This is a genomic window from Gordonia heveisoli (assembly GCF_030315745.1).
Classification (GTDB): Bacteria; Actinomycetota; Actinomycetes; order Mycobacteriales; family Mycobacteriaceae; genus Gordonia.
In genome coordinates, this window is the sequence record NZ_JASXSH010000012.1 from 54,255 (window position 1) to 80,464 (window position 26,210).

Here is a 26,210-nt window from a genome sequence, read left to right on the forward strand (position 1 = left end):
AACCAGAAAGCGCATTCTAGAACTGGCGCTTCCTGATCGAAGTGGCGCTTTCGGACATGCCACACTGGTCGCCGTGACCCGCACCATCGCCCAGTTGCCGCACCCGAGGGGACGCGTCCCGGTTCTCGGTGACATCACCTCGGCCGACCGTCGCCGGCCGACCCAGCATGAGGCCGCACTGGCGCGTGAACTCGGCCCGATCTATCAGCGCAAACTCCTCGGCGACGTGCTGATCGTGGTCGGCGGAGCGGGTCCGGCCGGTCAGACGCTGAACGAGAAGAACTGGGGCCGTGTGCTCGTCGGGCCGCTGGCGAAGCTGCGAGCGGTCGCCGGTTCGGGACTGTTCACCGCACGCAGCTCCGACCCACTGTGGGGTCAGGCGCGGCGCATCCTCAACCCCGGATTCGGCGCGGACGCCATGCGCACCTACCACGAGGCGATGCGAACCGTAGTCGATGACCTCGCCGAAAAGTGGTCGGCGACAAACGAAGTCGCAGTCGATTCGGACATGACCGCAGCCACGCTGGAAGTCATCGGACGGGCCGGATTCTCCCGCCGGATGGGCCTACTCGGCCCCGCCGACGAGCCGGACCAGGAGTCCGCGACCGGCGACTTCCTCGCCGCGCTCGACCGCACGCTGCGGTGGGCCAGCGAGTCCGCCAACGACCTTCCGGTGATCGGCCCGATCCGCGAACTCATGTCCACGTCTCAGCGTCGCGCCGACGTCCAGCTCGCCCGCTCCTTCATCGACGACATCATCACCGACCGCCTCGCCGACGACACCACCGCCACCCACACCGACGACCTGCTTGGCCTGATGCTCAACACCGTCGACCCCGACACCGGCGACGCCCTGCCCCACGACAATGTCCGCGACCAGGTGATCACCTTCCTCGCGGCGGGCCACGAGACCACGGCCGCGCTGATGTCGGTGGCCCTGTTCTATCTGGCGCGGCATCCCGAGGCAGCCGACGCCATCGCTGCCGAACTCCCCGCGACCGGCGACATCACCTTCGAGGCAGTCGCCAAGGCCCGCGCCACCCGCGCCTTCCTCAACGAATGCCTGCGACTGTGGCCACCGGCACCCGGCTTCTTCCGGATCGCGCGCACCGACCAAGACCTCGACGGCTATCACATCCCGGCTGGTCGTGGCGTCTTCGTACTCGCCTTGGCCGCGCAACGCGACCCGGCGGTGTGGGGCGCGAACGCCGACGAGTTCGACCCGAACCGTTTCCTCAACACCCGGGTGACCGCGAACTCCGGCCATTTCTTCTCGCCGTGGGGGACCGGTCCCCGGTCCTGCATCGGCAGGCAGTTCGCCCTCCACGAGGCGGCGCTCCTGGTCGGCGCCGCGGCCTCACGATTCCGCTGGGAACCGACCGACGACCGCACCGAACCCGCGATGATCGAACGTGCGACGCTACGTCCGGAACCGTTCACCCTGTCCGTCCGCCCCCGATCTTGAGTACCGACAACGTGAAGTGAGGTCACCATGGCGACCTGGTATCTCATCGAATGCCTGCGGCCACCGACGCTCTCGGTGGTCTTCACCGACGGTCGACCGCGTGACTGGACCTCGGTCCGGGCCATCACCCGATCCGACGGCATCGACACTGTCGAAGACCTGTGCCATCAGGTACGGGACGGGCGTACCGGGCTCGACCGCATCGTCGACGGCCGTATGGGACCGCGCCGGGTCATCATGATTCCGGTCCTTGGGTTCGAGGGGGACGTCTATGGCATCAAGACATGGGTCGGGCAGGTCGACGAACCGCCCACACCGCCGCGGGCGATCGCCTCGGTGAACTGGGACATCGAGACCTTCACGGCCCGCCACACCGTCGAGTCGTATCTGATGAGTTCGGTCGACGCCGAGGGATTCGGCACACCCGCGACCCCGGCCAGTTCCTGCGCAAGGTGGTGCAGTTCGACGCACTCGACGAACTCGCCGACCTCTGCCTGAACAACGGTCGGCGGACCGAGTTCCAGGGATCGCTGACGGTACTGCACGACGACAGTCACCTGATGGCGTGGCGAGCCCTCGCACGTGGAGCCGCAGGCCCGAATGGCACCGAGGTCCGCGGCATGTTCCACGACGTCACCGACACCGAACCTCCACAGATCGGACTGCTCACCGCGCTCCGCCTCAGCGACGTCGAATCGCAGGACAACGCGGCGCCTGCCGTCCTCGTCGCGTACCGGCCGGCGACCGCGACGTCACCGAGCACACCCGCGATCATGTACTGGGTGTCGGCCCGGCCCGGGTACATCGCGGAGTCCGCTGTCGACCACGCCGATTCGATCCCGGTCGCGGGCAATCTCATCCACCCCGACGACTGGCCCCGTTTCACCGACGCCGCCCGGCAACTCGCCGACGGCGCCGACGACCTCGAAATCCCGTTCCCGGCACGACTTCTCGGCGCTGACGGACAGTGGGTCCAGGTTCGTTTCAGCCTGCGGCGTTATCCCGGCGGTGTCGGCGAGGTCCTGCACATCGGTCGCTTCAGTCGACTCGACGACGCGGCGCCGTCCGATCGTTTCACGGCCGACGACGACTGAGGACGCACCGCCGGACGCTCGGCGGACCCGATGCTAGACTCCTGCTTCACGCGCACCTCGCCAGGTGGATGTTCCCGTTTCTCCGGATTTCCGAGGACGGTCGCGATACGACCGTCGTCGCCCGAGGACGGTCGGTCATCCCGCTGACCCCAGACCTGGCGAAGGAGTTGTGCATTCATGCCGACCCGTCGTCATCCATCCTCGCGCTGCCGCATCTGGCGCGAGTAGGACGCGGTCCGGCACCTTCACGAGGGGAAGGTGCCGGACCAGGCGTCCGGCGCCTACTCTTCCGCGGTGGCCTCCTGCGGCGCACCGTTGAAGTCCTCGGCGCCACGGTCGGGCGCCAGCGCGTCGAAGCCGTCGACACCTTCGAGCACGGTCAGCTCCTGGTCGATCGCCGCGGAGACGGCCTTCACGTCTTCCTTGATCTTCTTGACGAAGTCCGACATCGCTACGCTCCCTCACTGCGTTACCGGCCACCACTGCACGCCCGGATTGACCTCAACTATAGAGACGCCGCCGAGCGCGGACACCGAAAGCCGCCGACCACCCACCACCGGCGACGGCCGACCACGGCAAGCGCTGCTGATCGGTTCAGGTAGCGCAATTTCATTGTTCGCCCACCGGGGCATACCCCATCGTGGTGCAAGTCCGCCGCTCACCATCCAGAGCGGCATCTCGTCAGAAGGGAACTGCCACATGCCAGTCACTCAACGCCGCGTCCTCGGCACCGACGGGCCGGAAGTATCGGCGATCGGACTCGGGTTCATGAGCTTCAATCGCTCCTCCGACGACGCCGAGCAGCGCGTGGCCAGTGAACTGGTGGCCGAGGCCATCGACAGCGGGGTCACCCTGTTCGACACCGCCGACGTCTACGGCCCCGAACACAGCGAGATCCTGCTGGGCAAGGCGATTGCGGGCCGTCGGGATGAGGTCGTGATCGCCACCAAATTCGCCAACGCACTCGACCGCGACACCAACCCGAACGCACGCGACCTCGACGGACGACCGGAGTACGTGCGCACCGCCATCGACGTGTCGTTGCGCAGGCTCGGAGTCGACCACGTCGACCTCTACTACCAGCATCGCGTCGACCCACGGGTGCCCATCGAGGAGACGGTCGGCGCGCTCAAGGAACTGGTCGAGGCCGGCAAGATCGGCCATATCGGCCTATCCGAGCCCGGCCCCGATACGCTGCGCCGAGCCCACGCCATCCACCCGATCAGCGCCATCCAAAACGAATGGTCGATCTTCACCCGCGACATAGAGAGCGAAACACTCTCGGTGGCAAGGGAATTGGGTATCGGCATCGTCCCGTTCTCGCCACTCGGCCGCGGCTGGCTGACCGGCGCCATCACCTCCCGCGGCGACGTCGGCGAGCGCCGGGGGCACCATCCACGGTTCGCCGACGACGTTTTCGATACCAATCAGGCATTGGCCGCCGAAGTCACCTCGCTCGCAGGCGATCTCGGCGTGCGCCCCGGGCAGGTCGCACTGGCCTGGCTGCTGTCGCAAGGTTCCGACGTCGTCCCCATCCCGGGCACCCGCACCCTGAAATACTTGCGCGAGAACGTCGAAGCCACCTCGGTGGTGCTGGAATCCGACCATCTGGAACGACTCGGCCGGATCGCCGCGCAGGTCACCGGCGAACGGTCCATCCGCCCCGAACACCTCGGCATCGAAGCACCCCCGCTGGCCGCCACCCCGGCCTGACCGACACTCACCGGCCGGTCGTCGTGTCAGTTGTCGCGGCGGCCGGCCAGGGACTGCCCGATCGACGCCACCATCGCGTCGAAGGCAAACTTCGGCTTCACATTCATGTCCAGCGCCTCCCGGCAGTCGAGAACGGCCTCGACGCAGGTCAGCAACTGTTCCGGCGTCGCATACCCGGCCATCGGCCGGGTGAGATCGTCGGACTTGTCCGGGTGCATGGCGGTCACCGTCGCCCCCATCCGGACCACCAGAGCATCACGGAACAGCGCGGCGAGGTCGACGAGGGCACGGTCGAGCATGTCGCGCCCGACACGGGTCTCCCGTGACTTCTGGCGCGCCTCCAACTCCTTGATCGCCCCTGCCGTGCCACGCGGCGCACGCGCAGTGCCCTTACCCGTGCCACCGGCGCCCAGCGCGGTCTTCAGTTGCTCGACCTCGGGTGCGTTCAGCTCGGCGGCGATCGCCTTGGCCGCCTCGTCGGCCGACTTCACCAGATCTTCTGCCGCCGCATAGGCCGTCGCGTCCCGGGTCGCCGCCCGAGCCAGTGCGAGCGCCTTCTCCCGCTGGGTGCGGGCATCCGGATCGGTCGCCAATCGCCGCGCGCGGCCGATATGTCCACCGCAGACCGCAGCCGCCCATCGCGCCTGCTCCGCATCGAGACCGTCATGTTCGACGAGCACCCGCTCGATGTCGGCGGGACCGGGTGACGTCAACGGGACGTGCCGACACCGCGAGCGCAGCGTGACCGCGATGTCCTCGGGGTCCACCGACGGCGCGCACAACAGGAAAACCGTGCGCGACGGCGGCTCTTCGACGACCTTCAGCAGCGCGTTCGCAGCCTGCTCGGTCAGCCGGTCGGCGTCTTCGACGATGACGATCTGCCAGCGACCGGTACCCGGGCGGCGCGCAGCGGCCTGCACGATCTCGCGCATCGCCTTCACCGACAGGCTCAACCCGTCCGGGACGATGTGGCGCACATCGGCATGTGTCTTCGCCATCACGGTGACGCAGGCCCGGCAGTCGCCGCAGCCGATATCCGATGCGTCCTCGGACTGGCACTGCAGCGCGGCGGCGAAACAGGTCGCGGCGACCGACCGACCGCTGCCGGGCGGACCGGTGAACAGCCAGGCATGCGTCATCGACGCACGGTTCGCGGCGGCGAACTCGTCGGCAGCGTCTGCATCGGGTTCGTTCGGGTCGGACCCGAACATCGACACCGCGCCGCTGTCCCCCTCGTCGAGCCGGTTGGCCAGCCCCCGGGCGGAACGCGCCGCGGCCTGCAGTTCCGCGGAAACCGCGGACTGACCGAGCAGCCGTTCAAAGACATTTGTCACACGAACACCCTAATCCGCAGTTCGGACACGCCGCGTCGGCCAATCCGTGTTTAACAATTGCAAGCAGCCCGCTACCTTTGTTCTCGTGGTTCAACAACGGTCGAGGTGGTCAAAGGGCCTGCATCTGGCCCGATGGCTGGTTCATACGCCGTGGCCGATTCTCGCGCTCGACATGTTGCGTGCGAATCTCATCGGCGCGTTGTTCACCTTCGCGTTCCTGCGCTTCGGGATGCCCCCACAGGACTCCTTCCGGCTCGGCGAGATCACCACGATCAATCAGGTCATCTTCGCGGTGTACCTGATCATCGCGATGCTGGTCGGCGGCTTCCTCAGTATCCAACTGTCCTTGCCGGTGCTGATCTGGCATCGCCGGCGCAGCCGCCTCGACAACGAGGGTGCCCGACGACGGGCCCTTGCGCTACCCATGCTCCTGTCGGTGGTCAACGCCGGTCTCTGGCTGGTCGGTGGCGCACTGTTCACGCTGGTCAACCTGACGGTCTCGAACAAGAACGCACTGATCGTCGCGATCGCGAGTTTCATCGGCGCGATGGTCACCTGCGCGCTCAGCTATATGCAAGCCGAGAAGGTACTGCGCCCGATCACCGTCACCGCGATGGCCAACGACCCCGACAGCGCGATCGCACCGAGCGTGACCACCCGCATCACCGCGTTCTGGGTGATCTCGGCGGTCGCACCGATGCTCGTCATCGTCGGACTGATCGTGCTGCACCGTCTGGACTTCATCGATACCGACGCGACCGGCCTGGAACGGCCCATCCTGTGGATGGCGCTGTCGGCGCTCGCATTCAGTCTGCTCGCCATCATCCGCGTGGTGTCGGCGATCAACGACCCGATCAAACAGTTGCGCCGCGCGCAGAGCAAGGTCTCCGCCGGTGACCTCGACGTCTCGGTGAAGATCTACGACGGCAGCGACCTCGGGCTGTTGCAGGCCGGCTTCAACGACATGGTCGCCGATCTGCGTGAACGCCAGACCCTACGCAACCTGTTCGGCCGCTACGTCGGTGAAGACGTCGCCCGCAAGGCCATTGAGACGGGCACCGAACTCGGCGGCGAGGAACGCTACGTCGGCGTGCTGTTCGTCGACATCGTCGGCTCGACGCGCCTCGCGGTGAACCGCCCGCCGCGCGAGATCGTCGACCTGCTCAACGAGTTCTTCCGGGTCGTCGTCGCCGTCGTCGGCAAACATGGCGGCTTCGTCAACAAGTTCCAGGGTGACGCGGCCCTCGCGATCTTCGGCGCTCCCCTCGACCTCGACGACTTCGCCGGACGGGCATTAGCCTCGGCCCGCGAATTGCGCACCGAACTCGACCAGACCCTCGGCGACACTGACATCGGTATCGGGGTGTCGGCCGGTAAGGCCATCGCCGGACACATCGGCGCCGAACAGCGCCTCGAATACACCGTCATCGGCGACCCGGTCAACGAGGCCGCCCGCCTCACCGAACTCGCCAAGGACGAACCGACCCGGGTCCTCGGGTCGGCGCGTGCGGTGTTCCTCGCGTCGAACGCCGAAGCCGCGCACTGGGAGATCGGCGAAGGCGTCGAGCTGCGGGGACGCGGCATCGAGACATTGTTGGCCCGACCGCTGACGACGCCGGTCGCGCAGGACTGAGCCCCGCGCCCGGCTACTCGGCGGGCGGAGCGGACTCCGGCGCTGTCTTCTTGGCCGCCGTCTTTTTCGCGGTCGTCTTCTTCGCGGTCGTCTTCTTCGCGGTCGTCTTCTTCGCCACGGTCTTCTTCGCAGCAGCCTTCTTCGCCACGGTCTTCTTCGCGGCGGTCTTCTTCGCAGCGGATTTCTTGGCGGGGGCCTTCTTGGCCGCCTTCTTGGCCGGGCCGCGCGCACGACGATCGGCGAGCAACTCCATCGCCCGTTCCGGGGTGATGGTGGCGACCTCGTCACCCTTGCGGAGGCTGGCGTTGGTCTCGCCGTCGGTCACATACGGACCGAAACGGCCGTCCTTGATGACCATCGGCTTGCCGCTGACCTCGTCGTCCTTGCCCAGTTCACGCAGCGGTGGGGCGGCGGCCTGCCGACCCCGGCGTTTGGGTTCGGCGTAGATCTTCAGGGCCTCGTCGAGGGTGACCTCGAAGAGCTGTTCCTCGCCGGCCAGCGACCGCGAGTCGGTGCCCTTCTTCAGATACGGACCGTAGCGGCCGTTCTGCGCGGTGATCTCCTCATTCGATTCGGGATCGACGCCGACCACACGCGGCAGCGACAAGAGCTTGAGCGCGTCGTCGAGGGTGACCGTGGAGATGTCCATGGTCTTGAACAGCGAGCCGGTGCGCGGTTTCGGGCCTGCCTTCTTGGCCGCCTTCTTCGCGGTCTTGGCGGGCGCCTTCTTCGCGGTCTTCGTCGCGGTGCCGCCGCCCGCGGGCAGGTCGTCCAGCGGCACGATGTCACCGGTCGACGGGACGCCGTCACCACCGTCACGCGGGGTCGGGCCGGCCGGGATCATCGCCGGCGCGGCACCACCCTGCTCGTCGTCGCCGCCGTCCTCATCGTCGTCGGACGGCAAGATCTCGGTGACGTACGGACCGAAACGTCCTTCCTTGGCGACGATCTCGTGTCCGGTCACCGGGTCGACACCCAGTGAGCGACCCTCCTGCGGAGTCGCGAAGAGCTTCTCCGCGACAGCCAGGGTCAGCTCATCCGGGGTGATATCAGCGGGGAGGTTCGCGCGCTGCAGATCCGGTTCGGCATCCTGGGCCGCGACGTTGCGCTCCAGATACGGCCCGAAACGGCCGACCCGGACATACACCGGGCGTCCCTCGGAGTCATCGAAGAGACGGATCGAGTTGACCTCGCGGGCGTCGATCTCCTCGAGGTTGACACCCACCAGCTTCTTGAGGCCACCGGATTTGCCGATATTCGACTTCGCGGTGTCGTTGCCGAAATAGAACTCCGTCAGCCACGAGGTGCGGTTCTCGTTCCCCGAGGCGATCTCGTCGAGATCATCCTCCAGCGAAGCGGTGAAATCGTAGTCGACGAGGCTCTCGAAGTAGGCCTCCAGCAGCCCCACGACGGCGAAGGCGACCCACGACGGGACCAGCGCGCTGCCCTTCTTGACCACGTAGCCGCGGTCCTGGATGGTGCCGATGATCGAGGCATAGGTCGACGGACGACCGATGCCGAGCTCTTCGAGCACCTTGACCAGCGATGCCTCGGTGAAGCGGGCCGGCGGGTTGGTGGAATGGCCGTCGGCCTGCAACTCGTCGGCGGTGAGCGCCTGACCCTCGACGAGATTGGGGAGGCGGTTCTCCGCATCGTCGGCCTGGCCGCCGGTCAGATCGTCGACCGTCTCGACATAGGCAGACAGGAAGCCGGGGAAGGTGATGGTGCGACCGGAGGACGCGAAGGTCGCCGACTTCCACGGCAGGTCGGGCGTGGACACATCGCCGGCGATCCGGAGACTGAGCGTCGTGCCCTTGGCATCGGCCATCTGCGAGGCGACGGTGCGCTGCCAGATCAGCTCGTAGAGACGGAATTCGTCGGCCTCGAGCGCACCGGCGACCTGACCGGGGGTTCGGAAGGTCTCGCCTGCGGGGCGGATCGCCTCATGCGCCTCCTGCGCGTTCTTCACTTTGCGGGTGTACTGACGCGGGGTGGGATGGACGAAGCTGTCGCCGTACAGCTCACGGGCCTGAGTGCGCGCCGCGTTGATCGCCGACTCCGACAGTGTCGTCGAATCGGTACGCATGTAGGTGATGTAGCCGTTCTCGTACAGCCGCTGCGCGATCCGCATGGTGCGATCGGAGGTGAAACGCAGCTTGCGGCCGGCCTCCTGTTGCAGGGTCGAGGTCATGAACGGTGCGTAGGGCTTACGGGTGTACGGCTTCTCCTCCACCGAGGTGACCCGCAGCTGCGAGCCGCGCAGGGCGGCCGACAGCGCCGTCGCACGCGCTTCGTCGAGCACGACGACGTCCGCCTTCTTCACGGCACCGTTCGCATCGAAGTCACGCCCGGCCGCCACCCGGGCGTCGTCGACACCCACCAGTCGCGCGCCGAAGGTCGACGGCGATGCGTCGGCGCCGGCGTTCAGGGTGGCGGCGATATCCCAGTACTCGGCGGAGCGGAACGCCATCCGCTCACGTTCACGCTCGACGATGATGCGGGTGGCCACCGACTGCACGCGGCCCGCCGACAGCTTCGGCATGACCTTCTTCCACAGCACCGGGGACACCTCGTAGCCGTAGAGGCGATCGAGGATACGGCGGGTCTCCTGCGCGTCGACGAGATCGATGTCGAGGTCGCGTGGGTTCTCGGCGGCCGCACGGATGGCCGGCTCGGTGATCTCGTGGAAGACCATCCGCTTGACCGGGATCTTCGGCTTGAGCGTCTCGAGGAGGTGCCAGGCGATCGCCTCCCCCTCGCGGTCACCGTCGGTGGCGAGGTAGAGCTCGTCGACATCCTTCATCAACGACTTGAGTTCGGTGACCGTCGACTTCTTGTCCGCGGACACCACGTACAGCGGTTCGAAGTTCTCGTCGACGTTGACGCCGAGCCGGGCCCAGGGCTGGCCCTTGTACTTGGCAGGGACGTCGGCGGCGCCGCGTGGGAGGTCGCGGATGTGGCCGCGTGACGACTCGACGACATAGTTGGACCCGAGATAACCCGCGATCTTGCGGGCCTTGGTCGGGGACTCGACGATCACGAGTCGTCGGATTGTCCGCCCACCGGGTGCTGCGGTGCTGGTCTCGGCCACCGAGAGTCCTTTCGAATCCGGCCGCTACGTCGAGCAAGCCTGTTCGACTGGTTTGTACCTTATGTATAGCGCTGTTTGCACATCTGATTTGTCGCCACTATTACCCAAAACCACCGACGACAGCCAAGTTTTCACCAGACATCCCAGGTCAGAGACGTGTTTAGGGAGACGAAGAGTAGGTATCTCACACTGCATCCGGCCAGTCGCCGATACCGGCGCCGGGCGGTGGTGCGCCGACGTACTCGACCAGCCGAACCAGCCTGCGATGTCCGGCCACACGCAGGGCCGGCGCAGGGCCGCGAGTCCCGACGAGGGTGGGGGCGATGCCCACCCGCATCAGCGCGGTCGACAGCGGACCGTGCGATTCCGGGGCGTGCGGATCCAGCCCCAGCAGATAGCGGTCGGCGTCGCCATGACCGGCCGCGAGCACCCACAGCCGCAACGCTCGCGGCGTCGGCACCCACCCGGCAGGCATCGCCTTCACCGCACCCGCCGACCACGCCCGACGCAGCGAGTCCAGGTCATGACTGTAGTCCGTACGTACGAGTGGACTGCCTTCGTCGGAGGTCGTCGTCGTGGCGTCGAGCCCGGCGGCCCGCATCTCGCGCGCGATCTCCTCGGCGCGCCAGGTGTCGGCGACCACGATCGAGACCCGCGTACCGGAATCGGATCCGAGGGCTTGCCCTTGTGCGGCCAGCAAGCCGGCCAGATCGTCGGACGCGGGTTGTTCGGTCTCCGCGGAGAAGAACGCCAACTGACCCACACCGTCGAGATTACTCATGCGGCGGGCGGTACGGCGATCACGACACCACGCGCAGCATGGTTCACCTCGATAGACAGGGCCGGTCCGCAGATTAGGACCGTGAAGAGAGAACCGCCCCGTCGCTCACGGGGAGCACGGGGCGGTCCTGGTGCGAGCTGCGCGCTGCGCAGTCACGTGAGTTGCTCAGACGGCGCGAACGCCGGTGGCCTGCGGGCCCTTGGTGCCCTGGCCCACCTCGAACTCCACCCGCTGGTTCTCTTCGAGAGTGCGGAAACCGGATCCCTGGATCTCGGAGTAGTGGACGAACACGTCGTCGGACCCCTCATCAGGAGCGATGAAGCCGAAGCCCTTCTCCGCGTTGAACCACTTCACAGTTCCCTGTGCCATTGCTGAAATCCTTTACATCCTCTGTCGCGACAACGGTGGTCACCGTGTCGTGGCCGGTCTGACCGCCATACCTCTAGAGCCCCGCGAAGATCATCGTGATCCGCCAAACTAACCTCAGTACCACGGCTGCAACACGTTTCCGTCGTCACTGCCGATGGCGGTGCGCGAAAGCTGCGGCCGTACGTAGTCAACCATGTTCGGACGCGCAGCGATAGTCACACCAACCAAAGAGAGCGAAAACCTGGCAGATTTCAGCCAATAGTCATCACGCGGTAACACCTACGGCCCATTTCGCACGTCTGAACGTGCAGCTGTCGGAGAAGATCCACACCACCAATGCATTCACACACGTACGGAACCGAGTTGCTGCAGACCTCACTGCGGGCCGCCGATGCAGAGAGCTCGCCCCTCACCCACGTCGAGGTAATCAGTTCCCGCTCAGCGGATTTCGAAGAATGGCCAACCTGGGTTCCACCATCGTTGATCCAAGCCTTCCGCGACGACGGTGTCGAACGACTATGGACCCACCAGGCCCGCGCCGCCGATCTCGCTTACGGCGGACAGCATGTCGTGATTTGCACCGGCACCGCGTCCGGAAAATCAATGGCGTACCAATTGCCGATACTCACACACCTGGCAATGGATAAAACTTCGACCGCACTCTATCTTTCGCCGACAAAGGCATTGGGTGCCGACCAAATCCGCTCCGTCGCAGGACTCATCGCGGGTCGCGCCGAATATTCTCATTTGCAACCATGTTCCTACGACGGTGATACCGATCCGGAAATCCGGCAATGGGCGAGGGCACACTCGCGGTGGATCTTCACCAACCCCGACATGGTGCACATCGGGATCCTGTCCGGCCACCCGCGCTGGCGACAGTTCTTTCGGCACCTGCGCTATATCGTCGTCGACGAATGCCACCACTACCGCGGCGTCTTCGGCGCCCACACGGCGCTGGTCCTCCGGCGGCTCCTGAGGGTCGCACGGGCCGCCGGCGCCGACCCGACTGTGATCGCCGCGTCGGCCACCGTCGCCGATCCCGCAGAATCCTTGAGCCGCTTGATCGGCGAACCGGCCGTCGCGGTGGTCGACGACGGCTCTCCTCGCGGAGAGCGCACCGTCGGACTGTGGGAGCCGGATTTCCTGCCCGCCGTGACCGGGGAGCACGGCGCCCCCGTCCGACGATCCGCCGGAGCCGAATCCGCGCGCCTCCTGGCCGATTTCGTCATCGAAGGTGCGCGCACCCTGTGCTTCGCCCGAAGCCGTCGCGGTGTCGAGATCACCGCACTGACCGCACAGCAGCTCCTACGGGAGTCGGCACCCGAACTCGTCGACCGGGTGGGCGCCTACCGTGCCGGTTATCTGGCCGACGATCGCCGTCGCCTCGAACAGGCCATCAACGACGGCACACTGATCGGCGTCGCGACCACCAACGCGCTCGAGCTGGGGGTGGATATCAGCGGATTGGACGCGGTGATCGTCAGCGGCTATCCCGGCACGGTCGCGTCATTCTGGCAGCAGGCCGGACGCGCCGGACGCCAACGCGAGTCGGGTGACTCGCTGGTCGTGCTCGTGGCCCGCGACGACCCGCTCGACACCTACCTGGTGCACCACCCGGAGGTGTTGCTGCGCACCCCCGTCGAGGCGTCCGTCTTCGACCCGGCCAACCCCTACGTGATGGGCCCCCACCTGCTGTGCGCGGCCACCGAACTTCCGTTGTCCGACACCGAGATCGAGCGTTGGGGAGCCGTCGACGTCGCCAACGACCTCTCCGCCCAGGGACTACTCCGCCGCCGCAAGGCCGGCTGGTACGTCGCGGCCGGGGTCGAGCCACACGCCGAGGTCGACATCCGCGGCGGCATCGGCGGTCAGATACTCATCGTCGATTCGACGACCTCGCAGCTACTCGGCACCGTCGACTCCGGGCGGGCCCCGGCCACCGTCCACCCCGGCGCGGTACACATCCATCAGGGCCGAACCTTCGTCGTCGACGAGCTGGACCTCGAAGATGGTCTGGCGCTGACACATCCGGAGGAGCCGGATTGGACGACGTCGGCGCGTGACACCACCGAGGTGGCCATCACCGACACCGTCGCCCAGCAACGGTTCGGCCCGCTGACCGTCGCGCTGGTCGAGGTCGACGTGACCCATCAGGTCGTCGGCTATCTGCGCACCCTGTTGTCCGGGGAGGTCCTCGACGCGATTCCGCTCGACATGCCACGCCAGACGCTCCACACCCGCGCGGTGATGTACACGCTGCCCGAGGACGACCTGGCGGCGATCGGTATCGACGCCAGCCGACTCCCCGGCGCCCTCCACGCCGCCGAACATGCTGCGATCGGATTGCTCCCGCTGATCGCCACCTGCGACCGGTGGGATATCGGCGGCCTGTCCACCGACCTGCACCCCGACACCGGTCTACCGACCGTCTTCGTCTACGACGGCTATATGGGCGGGGCCGGCTTCGCCGACCGCGGATACGAGGCGTTCGGCACCTGGATCGACGCCACCCGCGACGCGGTCGCCGACTGTCGGTGTGAGCGCGGCTGTCCGTCGTGCGTGCAGAGCCCCAAATGCGGCAACGGCAACGAACCGCTGGATAAAGATGGCGCACATTCCGTCCTGACGCTGCTGAGTCGGCAATACTCGAACGATGCATGAGGATGCCTTCCGTCGCGAGGTCGACACCTCGCGACTGATCGTGCGGCCCACCCAGGCGTATTTCCTGCTCGCACGGCCCACCCAGAACGCCGACAAGCTGCCGTCGTCCATCGGGGAGAGCGATGTGTTCTTCTCCGAGGAACAGGCCCTGGATGCCCTCGACCTCCATTTCGCCTGGTGCGCCGCCGATGCCGGTGGATACAACCAGCTCGTCACCAGCGCCCAGTGGTATCTGCAGACCGCGATGGTCGGCCCACGCATCACGCCGTCCCTCGGCGAGGTGTATCTCGCCTGCGCCGACGCCCAGTCGGGTGAACCGTGGGCGGCGGCCGGAGGCTTCCTCACCGAAGGTGAGCTCATCCACTGGTCGGCGTTCGTGCACGCCGTCCGTTCCCGAATACCGCTCACCTTGGGCGAGACCCTGCAACTGGCCTACCGCGGTGATGCCGACGTGCACTTTCACCAGTTGTGGTTCGCACCGATGAAGTCGGTACGGGTGTACCCGAAGAAGATCGTCGTCGAGGACTGATCGCCGTCCACGATTCAAGAGGCCGGGCCCGCCCGCGCATGCGCCGTGGCGTCGTGAATCCCGAACCTACCCATCTCCACTCGCACCGCCACCTCCACCTGCACGTCGTCACCGTCGACCCGGCATGCGGTGACCCGCGCCGGCGGCACCTGAGCGTCCGCCAGTAACCGCGCGACCTGACAGGGTTCGGTGTGAGCCTGCGCGAGCGAACTCGCCGCCGCCAACGCCGCGAGGTCTGCCGCGGACTGCGCGTGATGACGAGCCAGGACCGCAGACCCGACATAGAGCACCGAGACCACCACCGCCGCCAGCGCCGCGATGGCGAAGGCCGCCACGATCGTCGCCGAACCATCATCGTTCCCGACCAGCCCCGCGACCGGTCTCATGGACCGACTCCCGGCGCGAAGTCGACGAGATCGGCGCCATCGGGCTCCCGTGCCGCGACCGCGCGCGCGGACACCTTCAACCCGGGGAGAAGCAGAATCCTCGACCGGACGGTCACCGTAATCCGTTCACCGCCTTCGGTAATCGCCACATCGACCCCCTCCCCCGCAATCTGGGTCCCGATCTCCCGTGCCCCGCGATCGCCGGCCGCCGACAGCCGCGCCACCTCCCGTGCCGCATCCGTGCACCGAATCTGCGCGACCATCGCACCGACCACGCCTACCGCGAGGATGACCGCGGCCACCAGCGCGGCGATCGCATAAGCCGCCTCGACCGTCACCATGCCGCGCTCATCGGAAAGGCTGCGACACAGCCGCTTCCGTTGCAACCGGAATCGTCCGGCCATGATCAGCCGACCGACGTCTTGAGTGCCTTGTCGATGATCCCGGTCAGGGCGCCGACGATGCTGTCGCCGGTCACCACGGTGTAAAGAATGGCACCGAAGGCCGCAGCGGCGACGGTGCCGATGGCATACTCGGCGGTACTCATCCCCTCCTCGTCGGTGGCCATCCCCAGCAGCCAGGTGTTGGTTCGGCCGATCAGTGCACGGCAGTTCTCGATGGGCGACATGGTCTTTCCTCCTGGTCGTCGGTGTTCATCTACTAGGACGCACCAGAACCGATTTCGGATCCATCGGCAAGGGTCATGGTGGAGGTGTACCTGTCGATATGCGTTCGCACCGCTCGCATTCCGATCGCATCGGATCGCAATCCGAGGCGATCGAGCCATCGCCGCAGCTCCGGGAACGTCTCGCGGCAGACACAAAAAGTGGCGCCGCCAGCGAAGTGCTGACGGCGCCACTGAGGATGATGTTCGATCAGCCCCGAATCGTGCATCCTCCGACGACAAACGATCCGCCACGGGCGCGTCGCTGCGCGTCTGCGATAGCGGCACGCTGCGTCCGGCCGATGCCGCCCTGGAATTTCGATCCGCCCTCGCTGCCGAAGCCCCAGTAGTCAGTGTGCTTGATGACCGCGCCGCAACCGTTGGCGAAGGTGGCGACCACCTTGCAGTCGGTGCGCGGGCACTCGTTCCAGGCCGCACGATTGGCTGCGCCCGCCGAGGGGTAATTGAGGGCACGGCCCCAGCTGCCGTCACCGGAGATGGCAATCGCGCCGTAGTAGGTCTGGGCGTGTGCAGGTGCCGGTGCGACGGCTCCCGGAACGATCACCGCTCCGATGCTCGCGACGAACAGCATTGCAATGACGATGAACAACTTGCGCGGCGCAATCGGTCCCCGCGATCCGGATGCGCTGGGCGCTACGCCTTTACTGCTTCGCTGCAACATGATTGAGACCCCTCCTCGTTGGCACCGGAGCCTCGAACGACGTCCAGTTCAGGGCAGAATCTATCAGCGCGGAGCGGATATCCACAGCCGGGGCGAGCCGTCCGCGTTCGAACGTCAGTCGATCGACAGACGCCGGCCGGCCGGCCGGCAGGTAGCCTCGCATCCCCGCTCAAGCATGGGTTGTTCAGTCGTCAGCCAGACAGTACTCCCGACGCCAATCCGACCACGACCGGCACAATCCCCAGACAGACGAACGCCGGCAGGAAACATAGGCCGAGTGGCCCACTGATCGCCACCCCGGCCCGCTCGGCGGCGGCGACACCGCGGTCGGCAGCCTTACGCCGGATGTCGGCGGCGAGTTCGTCCAGCCCGGCAGCCAGAGCCGACCCGGACCGCGCGGAACGCCGGGCCATCGCCGACAGCGCTTGCAGGTGTGAGTGCGTCGGCCGCGACCCTCGGCGGCCACCCCGATCAGCCGCGTCATCCACTGCCGACCACGCCCGTTCGGCATCGGCGCCGAGGCCGAGCAATTCGGCGACTCGATTCAACGGCGCTGCCAGCGACGCTGGTGCGGCCCCGGCGACCGTTGCCGCCGCCGTCCCCACCGGCATCCCCGACCGCAAACACACCGCGAACAACTCGAAGGCCGCCGCCACCGCGAACGGATCGTCCGGGCGACTACGACGAAGCCAGCGCGGTTCGGATCGTCGGCGACGCGTGGACCCAGCCAGAACCCGTCCGGCGGGCGGTGGTCCAGGCGTCCACACCAGTACCGCGATCGCTGCCAGAATCACTGCGATCGACACCGCCGCTGACCCGTTCACGCGGTGAGCACCTTACTCGTGATGCGTTCGGCCCACAGCAGACCCGCGGCCGCCAAGGCCGTGCCGATCACCAGGAGAACACCGCCCAGACCACCACCGAGCAGTATCCCCACCGGGTCGGCACCGGTTGCCTGGCCGAGCGCCAGACCGAGGACCGGGAGGCCCGCGAGCACTGCGGCGGTCGCCCGCGGACCCGCCAGTCCCGCACGCGTGCGGTCGACGAATCCTCTACGCGCCAACAAGTCCGAACGCAACGCGCAGAGCAGATCGGCCAGCGGGAGACCGTGCCGCTCGGCGATCTGCCAGGCCACCCCGATCCGCTGCCACGATATGGCTTCAGCGGCAACGGCGGTGTCGGCGAGATCGATGACCGTGCCGCCGAGTTCGGCGCGACAGGCCATCCGTTCCACCCCCTCGACCACCGCACCACCATGACCGTGCTCGCGGAGTTCGGTCACCGCGGCCCGACATGCGCGCACCGGTGGCGCGCCCACCGACAGTTCGGCGACCATCGCCGACAGCACACGCACCAGGTCGTCGGCCGTACGCCCAGAACTTCTTTCCACCATGCGTTTTCGTCGAAGGAAGATGAGCGTCGTCACCGCGATAAACAGCGCCGTCGCGGCGGTTGCCGACCCGGTGCACACCATCGCGGCCGACGCTGCGACGCCACCGGCGATCACCAGCGTCGGCGACCAGGACCACCGGCGGACGCCACGGGAGCAGAGCTCCCGCAACCGCCAATCGACACGAGAGGCCGGCCAGAGCACTGTCACCACCGCACAAGCGGCGAGCATCACCGGCACCGTCATCTCGACGCCACCAGTTCGGCGAAACTCGCGGCCTCGTCGGTGAAACCGCTCGCGCGCAACCAGATCGGGACGATGTGCACCAGCCCGTCAGCACCTCGGCACACCATGCCGATCTCGCTCAACGCCCGACACCCGTCGGTACCCCGCGCCACTCCCAGGACCACCTGGAGCGCCGCGGCGAGCTGGCTGTGCAGTGCCTCCCGGTTCATCCCGCCGAGTGCGGCCAGGGCTTCCATCCGGGCGGGCACCTCAGCGGTGGAATTCGCGTGGACCGTACCCGCGCTACCGTCGTGCCCGGTGTTGAGGGCGGTGAGCAGGTCGATCACCTCACCGCCGCGTACCTCACCGACGATGATGCGGTCGGGTCGCATCCGCAGCGACTGGCGGACCAATGTGCGTACCGTGACCTCCCCCACTCCCTCGACATTCGCGGCACGCGCGACCAGCCGCACCACCTGCGGGTGGCGTGGCGACAATTCCAACGCATCCTCGACGCACAGCACTCGCTCGGCCGGATCCATCGCGCCGATCAGCGCGTTGAGGAGAGTCGTCTTCCCCGAGCCCGTGCCGCCGATGATCAGGAAGGCGAGCCGGGCGCGCAGAATATCGGCGATCACCGGCACGACCGACGACGGAATCGTTCCCGAGGCGATCAGATCGTCGAGGTCCTTACCCGCGGACCTCAGCACCCGCAGGGAGATGCAGGTGCCGTCGGCGGACAGCGGCGGAATGAGCGCGTGCAACCGGACCGTGTAGCCCCGGCGACCCACCCCGGAGAGCTGGCCGTCGACCCAGGGCTGCGCGTCGTCCAGCCGACGTCCGGCACTCAGAGCCAGCCGGGTGGCCAGCCTGCGCACCGACGCTTCGTCGGCGAAGGTGATCGTCGTGCGGTGCAGCCCTTCACCGCGATCGACCCACACCTGGTCGGGGCCGGTGACCAGGATGTCGGCGATGTCGGGTTCGGCCAGGAGCGGTTCGAGTTTGCCCGCCCCGGTGAGTTCGGTTTGCAGATACCGCAGGGCGGCAAGCAGTTCCGTGTCCCCGAGCATGCCGGCGGATTCCGCACGAATCGCCGCGGCGATCATCTCGGCGGTGGGTTCGGCGGCCTCCGCGGCCAGCCGTGCCCGCACCCGGTCGAGGAGTTCGTCGGCGGGTGGATTCACGCCGCCATCCGTTCTTGCGCATGAACCCGGCGAAGAATGGCGTGGGCGGCGCGTCCGAGTGGAGTTCGTGCGCCTATCCGGGGTCGGCCCGCCTCCAGACGCGCGGGCAGGCGAGGATCGGGCCGGTACGCGGTCAGCAGCGGAACCCCGACCGCCTCGGCGAGCTGTCCGGCGCGCAACCCGCCGGGAGAGGGACCACGGACGCAGAGTTCGACTCGCACGTCGTGATCGAGCAGGCGGTCGACGGTGCGCCGCGCCGCCGCGCAGCCGGGCACAGTGGCGGTGCTGACCAGGACGACCAGGTCGGCCGCGGCGAGCGCCGCGTGAACCACCCCGGAGCTGGCGCGGGGGAGGTCGACAACTACGAGGTCGCCGTTGGCCCGACCTGCGTCGATGACCGCCGAGACCGTATCCGCACGCAGGTCGAGCTGCTGTTCGCGGCGCGACGACACCACCGACAACTTCTCGCCGACCGTGGGTAGGGCATGGTGAAGCGCCGCCCCGGACACCGCGCCACCGTCCAACGCCAGATCCTGCCAGCGCAGGCCGGGAACCTGTTCGGCGCCGAGTAGCAGATCGGCGCCCGGACCGAGTTCGTCGAGGTCCACCAGCAGCGTTTGCGTCTGTCCCCGCGCAGCGATCAGCGCGACAGCGATGGCGAGCACCGACGCGCCGGCCCCGCCGTGCGCACCGAGCACGGCGACCGTGCCGACCGAACGGCGACGCGGCGACCGGAGTTCTCCGAGCGCACGCACCAGCCGGTCCTCCTCGTCGGGCAGCGTGATCGCATCTCCGGCACCGAGATCCAGCGCACGGCGCCACGTCACCGGTGGTGGTTCGTCCGCAGACACCAGGACGACCCCGGCACGCCGGGACAATGAGGTGCCGGCGACCAGGTCGACCGCGGTCGGGTCGAGGACCACCGCGCCCGCTGTCCGCCACAGCCGGCGACAATCACGCGGATCGCCGAAGTCTGGCCGGTATCCGGCAGCAGCTGCACAGCGTGCGACATCCTCGCGGAATTCGGCGCCCACCAGAGCCAACAGGTCGTCTGTCATGCACCGATGTTGCGCCGACGTACCGATCGAACAGGCCCGATGACGGCGCCGGAAGCGAGATCTGTGGAGCGCGGTCCGGCTGTGGACAGATTTCGCCGACCGTCTCTCATCCCACTTAGAGTGCGACTTGTACATCAGAGAGGATGGGAAGAAAACGACCCCAGACAGAGGACAACCCCGGCCAGGGGGGGAGGAGGCCGGGGTCGTCGCGTTTCAGCCCCGGGGGGTCGGGCTGAAAGGCACCGGTTGGAAACCAACCGGGTAGAACCGACTATACACACGCCCGCCGATTGATTGCAACTACAACAAAGGATGTTTACCAGGTAACGGTTTCATATCGCCACCAGCACTTTCTGGAGTCGCCCCGCTACGACGCCATCCGACAATTCACGCACACCGACCGCCGCCATCGTCGTACGCTCATGTGAATGACCGACAGCACGCCGGTCGGCGCGTCGTCGTCGGATCCGCCGCCGGAGGCACCGACCTCGACCACCACCCGGGCGACGGACTCGCCGCCGACGGTGGCCGCGTTCTTCGATCTCGACAAGACGGTGATCGCCAAGTCGAGCGCACTGGCCTTCTCCCGGCACTTCTTCGACAGCGGCCTGATCAATCGCCGCACCGTGCTCAAATCCAGCTACACCCAGCTGGTCTTCCTCCTCACCGCCGCCGACCACGACCAGATCGAACAGATTCGGCGGCACATCACGCGAATGTGCCGCGGCTGGAACGTCGAGCAGGTCAACTCGATCGTGCGCGAGACCCTCGACCAGGTGGTGTCGCCGCTGGTCTTCGCCGAGGCGGCCGAACTGATCGCCGACCACCACCGGCGCGGGCACGACGTCGTGCTGATCTCGGCGTCCGGCGTGGAACTGGTCGGGCCGATCGGCGAGTGGCTGGGTGTCGACCATGTGCGCGCGAGCCGAATGGAGATGGTGGACGGGCACTACACGGGCAACCTCGAATTCTATTGCCACGGACCGAAGAAGGCCCGCGCGATGGAGTCGATGGCGCGGACGCACGGCTATCGACTCGCGGATTGCTACGCCTATTCGGACTCGATCACCGACATCCCGATGCTCGCCGCGGTGGGCCATCCGGCCGTGGTGAACCCGGATCGACAGCTCCGCAAACATGCCGTCGAACACGGCTGGCGTGTTCTCCGGTTCAGTCATCCGATCGCGCTACATCGCAGGCTCAGAAAACGCGCACCGGCCGTCGGCGTCGCAGTCGCCGGCGCGGCAGCGGCAGGGCTCACAATCGGTGCAATCATCCTGCGCCACAGAGCCATCCACCACTATCAGCCCACCGCCCGATAGTCGGCAACACGCCCACACGCACACATCCCCCCAATCGCTTGCTGTGACGGCGGTCACGGTGTAGAAAGGGTCTTACGGAAATCTCGGAAGGCAAAGTCCGACCCGGAAGAGAAGGATCGAACCCCCACGCCGAGCACTTCCCAGCACGGGCGGCAAGCACCCACGCGGAGCGCGCCGCAATAAGGCAAAAGCGTTGTGCACCTGCGACATTACGGTTGGTAAGCGACCTGCGAGACGGTAGCGCCCCTCCGAGCGCCCAGACCCGAGCACGGCCCGGGACGAGCAGCCACGATGGAGAGCGGCAGCACTGCAGCGCGGCCCACCGCGAACCAAACTCGTAATCCCTCGCCGAGGTGATCACACAACCCACCAAGCACGCTTGGTAACTTGGGTCCGTGCTACGCGGGCGGCAACCGCGCCGGAGACGGCGAGGCGGCCGCCCGCAGTGCTGTCCGGGGACGTTTTTCGCCGCCCTCACACCTCCACGGGCGGAAGCTGAGCTTGCAGACCGGCGATCAACACCCGCAAACCGAAGTCGAACTCCCGGTCATGGTCGAGAACCGCGAGTTCGTCGGCCGCCTCGGCGACGTGCGCGAGTCCGGCTGCCGCCATTTCTTCGTGGCGCCCGGAGAGCCCGCCCAGATTCTGGTCGGCGACGAAAGGTGCGGTCGAAGCGCTGACCCGGGCACTCGCCCTGGACAACGGCCGCGATGCCATCCGCGTCAACTGCATCCAGCCCGGTGCGGTGTACACGCCGCACGCCTGGGCCAAGGGCGCGCGTCCCGACCAGACCGATGGTCCGATGGCCGACTGGATGCGCGATGCGCGACGCAACGCCGCACCGCTGGGCGTCGAGGGCACCGGATGGGACATCGGCTACGCCGCGTTGTTCCTGGCCTCCGACGAGTCCCGGTTCATCACCGGCGTCACCCTGCCGTCGACGGCGGCCTGGTGCTGTGAGGGCAGGCCCGCTCATGCAGTGAACGACGTCGACGAGACCTCGGTCAGCCCGCCCGCGCGGCGTCGGCGATCGACCGGGCCTCGGTCGCACCGGCTTCGAGCGCCTCGCAGCAGAAGACGATCCACTCCGCGAGTGCACGTTCGGAGCCGGTGGCGAAACCCTGCGCCAGCACCCGATAGTCGGCGACCCGTTTGAGCCAGGTCACCTCGGGTACTCCCAGATTGTGCGGGTCGAGGCCGGTGGCGGTACTCACCAACCGGGATGCGGCCCGCGCGACGATGCCGTTCGCCGTCGGGAATGCCTCCATGGCCAGGAGTTCACCGTGCACGATCGCCGCCAGGACCGGCGCAGGCGCCGAGGTCGCGCCGGTGATGAGCTGACCCAGCAGATCCAGCCGGGACGCGACATCGGCCCCGGTCCGCGGCCGCCCCAGGTCGTCGGGGTCGTCGACGAGACCGGTCGCGGCGAGCATGTGCAGCCGGGCGAAGGCCTGCGCGGGCGCTCGGCGAAAGACGGTGGTCAGGCTGTCCAGCGAGTCCCCGTCGAGTGCCTGCGCGACGCGCATCGCCCCGGCCAGGATCGGGTCGTCGTAGTCGCCGTCGCGCCGCAGTTCCACGCTGCCGCCGTCGATCGCCGCGGACGAACGGCCCGCACGCCACGACGCCTCGGTGGCGGTTTTATCCCAGCCGCGCAGGTTGGCCGGATGCCGATGTACCGCCGACAGTGCGTCACGTGCGGATTCGGCGGCAGCGGCAACCCCGGGAAGATCGAGCAGCGGGGCCAGCGGATCGGTACTCACAGATGACGACGATAGTGGCTGCGATGCGCGGCCCGAGGCTCAGGAGCCGCACGTCCCGACTCCGCGATGCCGTTCGCCGCGGCCGTTGCGCCGCTCGTCGTGCAATAGAACGCGTTCGCCCGACCAGCACCTGCAACCCTCACCCAACGTGACTACGCTCACAATCAACGCCATCACGACACCGCGTCACCATGCCGGGTACGCGGTCCGCGCCGAGTAGTGAAAGGCTCACCGCAGACGATGTCCACGACCGCACAGCCCGTTCAGGCTTATCCGCCCTCCCCCGAGTTCGCCGCGCAGGCCAACGGCACCGAGGAGCTCTACGCACGCGCCGACGCCGACCGTCTCGAGTTCTGGGCCGAACAAGCCCGCCGCCTCGAGTGGGACACCGACTTCGACCAGGTACTCGACTGGTCGGACGCACCCTTCGCGAAATGGTTCGTCGGCGGCAAACTCAACGTCTCGGTGAACTGCGTCGACCGCCACGTCGCGGCCGGGAAGGGTGACCGCGTCGCCATCCACTGGGTCGGCGAACCCGGCGACCACCGCGACATCACCTACAGCCAGCTCAAGGACGATGTCTCCCGCGCGGCCAACTACTTCACCGCGATCGGTCTGCGCGCCGGTGACCGCGTCGCCATCTATATGCCGATGGTCCCCGAAGCCATCGTCTCGATGCTGGCCTGCGCCCGACTCGGCCTCACCCATTCGGTCGTCTTCGCCGGATTCTCCGCCGGCGCCCTCCGGTCCCGCGTCGACGACGCGCAGGCCAAGTTGGTCATCACCACCGACGGCCAGTACCGCCGCGGCAACCCTGCACCATTGAAGACCAACGTCGACGAGGCACTCGGCACCGGCTCCGACGCCGCACCGTCGGTGGAGAAGGTGCTCGTCGTGCGTCGCACCAACCACGACCCCGACCTCAACTGGGTCGAGGGCCGCGACGTCTGGTGGGAGGACACCGTCGGCGAACAGTCGACCACCCATGAACCCGAGGCCTTCGACGCCGAGCATCCGCTGTTCCTGCTCTACACCTCCGGCACCACCGGCAAGCCCAAGGGCATCGTGCACTCCTCGGGTGGATATCTCACCCAGGCCGCGTACACCTTCCACTACGTCTTCGACCACAAAGAGGGCCGCGACGTCTTCTGGTGCGGCGCCGACATCGGCTGGGTCACCGGCCACTCGTACCTCGTCTACGGGCCACTCTCCAACGGTGCGACCGAGGTCATCTACGAGGGCACCCCGAACTCGCCCAACGAGCACCGCCACTTCGAGATCATCGAGAAGTACGGCGTCACGATCTACTACATCGCCCCGACGCTGATCCGCACCTTCATGAAGTGGGGTCGCGAGATCCCCGACGCCCACGACCTGTCCAGCGTGCGACTGCTCGGCAGCGTCGGCGAACCCATCAACCCAGAAGCCTGGCGGTGGTACCGCGAGGTCATCGGCGGCGGGCAGGCCCCGATCGTCGACACCTGGTGGCAGACCGAAACCGGCGGCATCATGATCTCCCCGCTACCCGGGGTGACCGCCACCAAACCCGGTTCGGCCATGCGTCCCCTCCCCGGCATCAGCGTCAACATCGTCGACGACGCGGGCAACCCGGTCGGTGCAGGCGAACAGGGCTATCTCGTCCTCGATGAGCCGTGGCCGGCCATGTTGCGCGGCATCTGGGGTGACGACGAACGCTTCCGCGACACCTACTGGTCGCGGTTCGCCGAGCAGGGCTGGTACTTCGCCGGTGACGGCGCCCGCTACGACGAGGACCATGCCCTCTGGGTTCTCGGCCGCGTCGACGACGTCATGAACGTCTCCGGCCACCGGATCTCCACCGCCGAAGTCGAATCCGCGCTCGTCGGGCACTCCGGTATCGCCGAGGCGGCGGTCATCGGCGCCGCCGACGAGACCACCGGCCAGGGCATCGTCGCCTTCGTCATCCTCCGTGAAGGTGTGGAGAACACCGGCGATCAACTCATCGCCGAACTGCGCGAGCAGGTCTCGGTGGAGATCTCGCCGATCGCCAAACCGCGCGAGATCAACGTCGTCCCCGAACTGCCCAAGACCCGGTCCGGCAAGATCATGCGCCGCCTGCTCAAGGACGTCGCCGAAGGCCGAGACCTGGGTGACACCTCGACGCTCGTCGACCCGTCGGTCTTCGAGGCGATCCGAGCCCGACGAGGCTGACACACGGCGCACCCGACCGATCGTCGGGACCATCGGTGCCGCCGGATACCTTGGTGTCCGGCGGCACCGTCGTCGGTTCAAGTCCGGGTGGCACGCAACCGGAAGACCTCGCCCATGGCAACATATGGGCCATCACCGATTTACGGAGGATGCTGTGAGCCGCAACGAGCACGGCCTGCCGGAGCCCGCCAAGGGTTCGGTCCCGTCGATTCCACTGACCGACGCCGGTCTGGGCCGCGACGGTGAACCGACCATCGGCAACCTGGTCAAGGATGCCACCGCGAGTATGTCCACCCTCTTCCGTTCGGAAGTGGCGCTGGCCAAGACGGAGCTGGTGGGTGAGGCCAAGAAGGCCGGTGCGGGTACCGGACTGCTGGTCGTCGCCGGCGTGATGGCGTTGTACTCCAGCCTGTTCTTCTTCATCTTCCTCGGCGTCCTGCTCGACGTCTGGCTGCCCGCGTGGGCCGCCTTCCTGATCGTCTTCGTGTTGTTGCTGCTGGTCACCATCGCGGCCGCGGCAGTCGGCTATCTCCTCTTCAAACGTGTTCGGGGACCGAAGAAGACGATCGAGTCGTTCAAGGAGGTCCAGACCGTACTCCCGCACCGCGGCGAGCGGCAGGCGGCCGGCGTGATCACCCATCCGCGGACCCCGCCCGCCCGCGAAGGCTGAACCGAG

24 protein-coding genes and 1 pseudogene are annotated in these 26,210 nt (G+C 67.3%); 11 read left to right on the top strand and 14 right to left on the bottom strand.

What is annotated here, in order from left to right; all coding sequences use genetic code 11:
* The first annotated feature begins 73 nt into the window (after window positions 1-73).
* From QSJ18_RS12195 to QSJ18_RS12205, 3 genes are read left to right on the top strand one after another with little or no spacing between them, the layout of a single operon-like run.
* Window positions 74-1,465, top strand: a complete 1,392-nt coding sequence (locus tag QSJ18_RS12195) for a cytochrome P450 (RefSeq protein ID WP_286326742.1) — start codon at window positions 74-76, stop codon at window positions 1,463-1,465.
* A 27-nt stretch (window positions 1,466-1,492) separates the two neighbouring features.
* Window positions 1,493-1,963, top strand: a complete 471-nt coding sequence (locus tag QSJ18_RS12200; RefSeq protein ID WP_286326743.1) for a GAF domain-containing protein — start codon at window positions 1,493-1,495, stop codon at window positions 1,961-1,963.
* A complete protein-coding gene (locus tag QSJ18_RS12205) occupies window positions 1,921-2,559 on the top strand; it encodes a PAS domain-containing protein (RefSeq protein WP_286326744.1) in 639 nt (212 codons plus the stop codon). Before QSJ18_RS12200 ends, QSJ18_RS12205 begins: the two co-directional genes overlap by 43 nt.
* 281 nt (window positions 2,560-2,840) lie before the next feature.
* Here QSJ18_RS12205 and QSJ18_RS12210 read toward each other — a convergent pair whose 3' ends face one another.
* On the bottom strand, window positions 2,841-3,008 hold the full coding sequence (locus tag QSJ18_RS12210) for a hypothetical protein (protein ID WP_286326746.1): 168 nt from the start codon (window positions 3,006-3,008) through the stop codon (window positions 2,841-2,843).
* A 250-nt stretch (window positions 3,009-3,258) separates the two neighbouring features.
* On the opposite strand from QSJ18_RS12210, the gene QSJ18_RS12215 reads away from it, so the two are divergent.
* Window positions 3,259-4,272, top strand: coding sequence for an aldo/keto reductase (locus tag QSJ18_RS12215; protein ID WP_286326747.1), 1,014 nt, complete (start codon window positions 3,259-3,261; stop codon window positions 4,270-4,272).
* A 26-nt stretch (window positions 4,273-4,298) separates the two neighbouring features.
* On the opposite strand, the gene QSJ18_RS12220 is transcribed toward QSJ18_RS12215, so the two are convergent.
* Window positions 4,299-5,606, bottom strand: coding sequence for a DNA polymerase III subunit delta' (locus QSJ18_RS12220; RefSeq protein ID WP_286326748.1), 1,308 nt, complete (start codon window positions 5,604-5,606; stop codon window positions 4,299-4,301).
* A gap of 172 nt (window positions 5,607-5,778) precedes the next feature.
* On the opposite strand from QSJ18_RS12220, the gene QSJ18_RS12225 reads away from it, so the two are divergent.
* Window positions 5,779-7,239: an adenylate/guanylate cyclase domain-containing protein gene (locus tag QSJ18_RS12225; protein ID WP_286326834.1), complete on the top strand. Its 1,461-nt coding sequence runs from the start codon at window positions 5,779-5,781 to the stop codon at window positions 7,237-7,239.
* 13 nt (window positions 7,240-7,252) lie between these two features.
* On the opposite strand, the gene topA is transcribed toward QSJ18_RS12225, so the two are convergent.
* The 3 genes from topA to QSJ18_RS12240 form a co-directional block, all read right to left on the bottom strand.
* A complete protein-coding gene (gene topA / locus QSJ18_RS12230) occupies window positions 7,253-10,330 on the bottom strand; it encodes a type I DNA topoisomerase (protein WP_286326749.1) in 3,078 nt (1,025 codons plus the stop codon).
* Between the two features lie 184 nt (window positions 10,331-10,514).
* Window positions 10,515-11,093 carry a hypothetical protein gene (locus QSJ18_RS12235; RefSeq protein WP_286326835.1) on the bottom strand — a complete coding sequence of 193 codons (579 nt, stop codon included), beginning with the start codon at window positions 11,091-11,093 and terminating at the stop codon, window positions 10,515-10,517.
* Window positions 11,094-11,276: 183 nt separating this feature from the next.
* Window positions 11,277-11,480 carry a cold-shock protein gene (locus QSJ18_RS12240; RefSeq protein ID WP_004022110.1) on the bottom strand — a complete coding sequence of 68 codons (204 nt, stop codon included), beginning with the start codon at window positions 11,478-11,480 and terminating at the stop codon, window positions 11,277-11,279.
* Window positions 11,481-11,816: 336 nt separating this feature from the next.
* On the opposite strand from QSJ18_RS12240, the gene QSJ18_RS12245 reads away from it, so the two are divergent.
* Window positions 11,817-14,144 carry a DEAD/DEAH box helicase gene (locus QSJ18_RS12245; protein ID WP_286326750.1) on the top strand — a complete coding sequence of 776 codons (2,328 nt, stop codon included), beginning with the start codon at window positions 11,817-11,819 and terminating at the stop codon, window positions 14,142-14,144.
* Window positions 14,137-14,673 (top strand): hypothetical protein, encoded by a 537-nt coding sequence (locus QSJ18_RS12250; RefSeq protein ID WP_286326751.1) that lies wholly within the window; start codon window positions 14,137-14,139, stop codon window positions 14,671-14,673. The genes QSJ18_RS12245 and QSJ18_RS12250 overlap by 8 nt, the downstream gene beginning before the upstream one ends.
* Before the next feature lie 14 nt (window positions 14,674-14,687).
* Here QSJ18_RS12250 and QSJ18_RS12255 read toward each other — a convergent pair whose 3' ends face one another.
* From QSJ18_RS12255 to ssd, 8 genes are all read right to left on the bottom strand, one after another.
* Window positions 14,688-15,059 carry an Rv3654c family TadE-like protein gene (locus tag QSJ18_RS12255; protein ID WP_286326752.1) on the bottom strand — a complete coding sequence of 124 codons (372 nt, stop codon included), beginning with the start codon at window positions 15,057-15,059 and terminating at the stop codon, window positions 14,688-14,690.
* Window positions 15,056-15,400 carry a TadE family type IV pilus minor pilin gene (locus QSJ18_RS12260; RefSeq protein WP_286326753.1) on the bottom strand — a complete coding sequence of 115 codons (345 nt, stop codon included), beginning with the start codon at window positions 15,398-15,400 and terminating at the stop codon, window positions 15,056-15,058. The genes QSJ18_RS12255 and QSJ18_RS12260 overlap by 4 nt, the downstream gene beginning before the upstream one ends.
* 65 nt (window positions 15,401-15,465) lie before the next feature.
* The gene (locus QSJ18_RS12265) at window positions 15,466-15,627 is read right to left on the bottom strand and encodes a DUF4244 domain-containing protein (RefSeq protein WP_286326836.1); all 162 of its coding nucleotides are present in this window, start codon (window positions 15,625-15,627) and stop codon (window positions 15,466-15,468) included.
* A gap of 307 nt (window positions 15,628-15,934) precedes the next feature.
* Window positions 15,935-16,315 carry a DUF4189 domain-containing protein gene (locus QSJ18_RS12270; RefSeq protein WP_286326754.1) on the bottom strand — a complete coding sequence of 127 codons (381 nt, stop codon included), beginning with the start codon at window positions 16,313-16,315 and terminating at the stop codon, window positions 15,935-15,937.
* A gap of 281 nt (window positions 16,316-16,596) precedes the next feature.
* On the bottom strand, window positions 16,597-17,229 hold the full coding sequence (locus tag QSJ18_RS12275) for a type II secretion system F family protein (protein WP_286326755.1): 633 nt from the start codon (window positions 17,227-17,229) through the stop codon (window positions 16,597-16,599).
* Window positions 17,226-18,041 carry a type II secretion system F family protein gene (locus QSJ18_RS12280; protein ID WP_286326757.1) on the bottom strand — a complete coding sequence of 272 codons (816 nt, stop codon included), beginning with the start codon at window positions 18,039-18,041 and terminating at the stop codon, window positions 17,226-17,228. Before QSJ18_RS12280 ends, QSJ18_RS12275 begins: the two co-directional genes overlap by 4 nt.
* On the bottom strand, window positions 18,038-19,204 hold the full coding sequence (locus tag QSJ18_RS12285) for a TadA family conjugal transfer-associated ATPase (protein ID WP_286326758.1): 1,167 nt from the start codon (window positions 19,202-19,204) through the stop codon (window positions 18,038-18,040). The genes QSJ18_RS12280 and QSJ18_RS12285 overlap by 4 nt, the downstream gene beginning before the upstream one ends.
* Entirely contained in the window at window positions 19,201-20,262 is a 1,062-nt protein-coding gene (gene ssd / locus QSJ18_RS12290; RefSeq protein ID WP_286326760.1) for a septum site-determining protein Ssd, read from the bottom strand. The genes QSJ18_RS12285 and ssd overlap by 4 nt, the downstream gene beginning before the upstream one ends.
* Before the next feature lie 428 nt (window positions 20,263-20,690).
* Here ssd and QSJ18_RS12295 point away from each other — a divergent pair, with 428 nt between their 5' ends.
* Both QSJ18_RS12295 and QSJ18_RS20200 read left to right on the top strand, forming a co-directional pair.
* Window positions 20,691-21,584, top strand: coding sequence for an HAD family hydrolase (locus QSJ18_RS12295; protein WP_286326761.1), 894 nt, complete (start codon window positions 20,691-20,693; stop codon window positions 21,582-21,584).
* A gap of 694 nt (window positions 21,585-22,278) precedes the next feature.
* Window positions 22,279-22,458, top strand: a pseudogene (locus tag QSJ18_RS20200) (hypothetical protein); the annotation flags it as partial.
* A gap of 130 nt (window positions 22,459-22,588) precedes the next feature.
* Here QSJ18_RS20200 and QSJ18_RS12305 read toward each other — a convergent pair.
* Window positions 22,589-23,344 (bottom strand): oxidoreductase, encoded by a 756-nt coding sequence (locus QSJ18_RS12305; protein WP_286326763.1) that lies wholly within the window; start codon window positions 23,342-23,344, stop codon window positions 22,589-22,591.
* 240 nt (window positions 23,345-23,584) lie between these two features.
* Between QSJ18_RS12305 and acs the strand changes: the two genes are divergently transcribed.
* Both acs and QSJ18_RS12315 read left to right on the top strand, forming a co-directional pair.
* Window positions 23,585-25,534, top strand: a complete 1,950-nt coding sequence (gene acs, locus QSJ18_RS12310; RefSeq protein ID WP_286326764.1) for an acetate--CoA ligase — start codon at window positions 23,585-23,587, stop codon at window positions 25,532-25,534.
* A 154-nt stretch (window positions 25,535-25,688) separates the two neighbouring features.
* Complete coding sequence (locus tag QSJ18_RS12315; protein ID WP_286326765.1) at window positions 25,689-26,204, top strand: phage holin family protein; 516 nt, start codon at window positions 25,689-25,691, stop codon at window positions 26,202-26,204.
* Window positions 26,205-26,210: the final 6 nt, after the last annotated feature.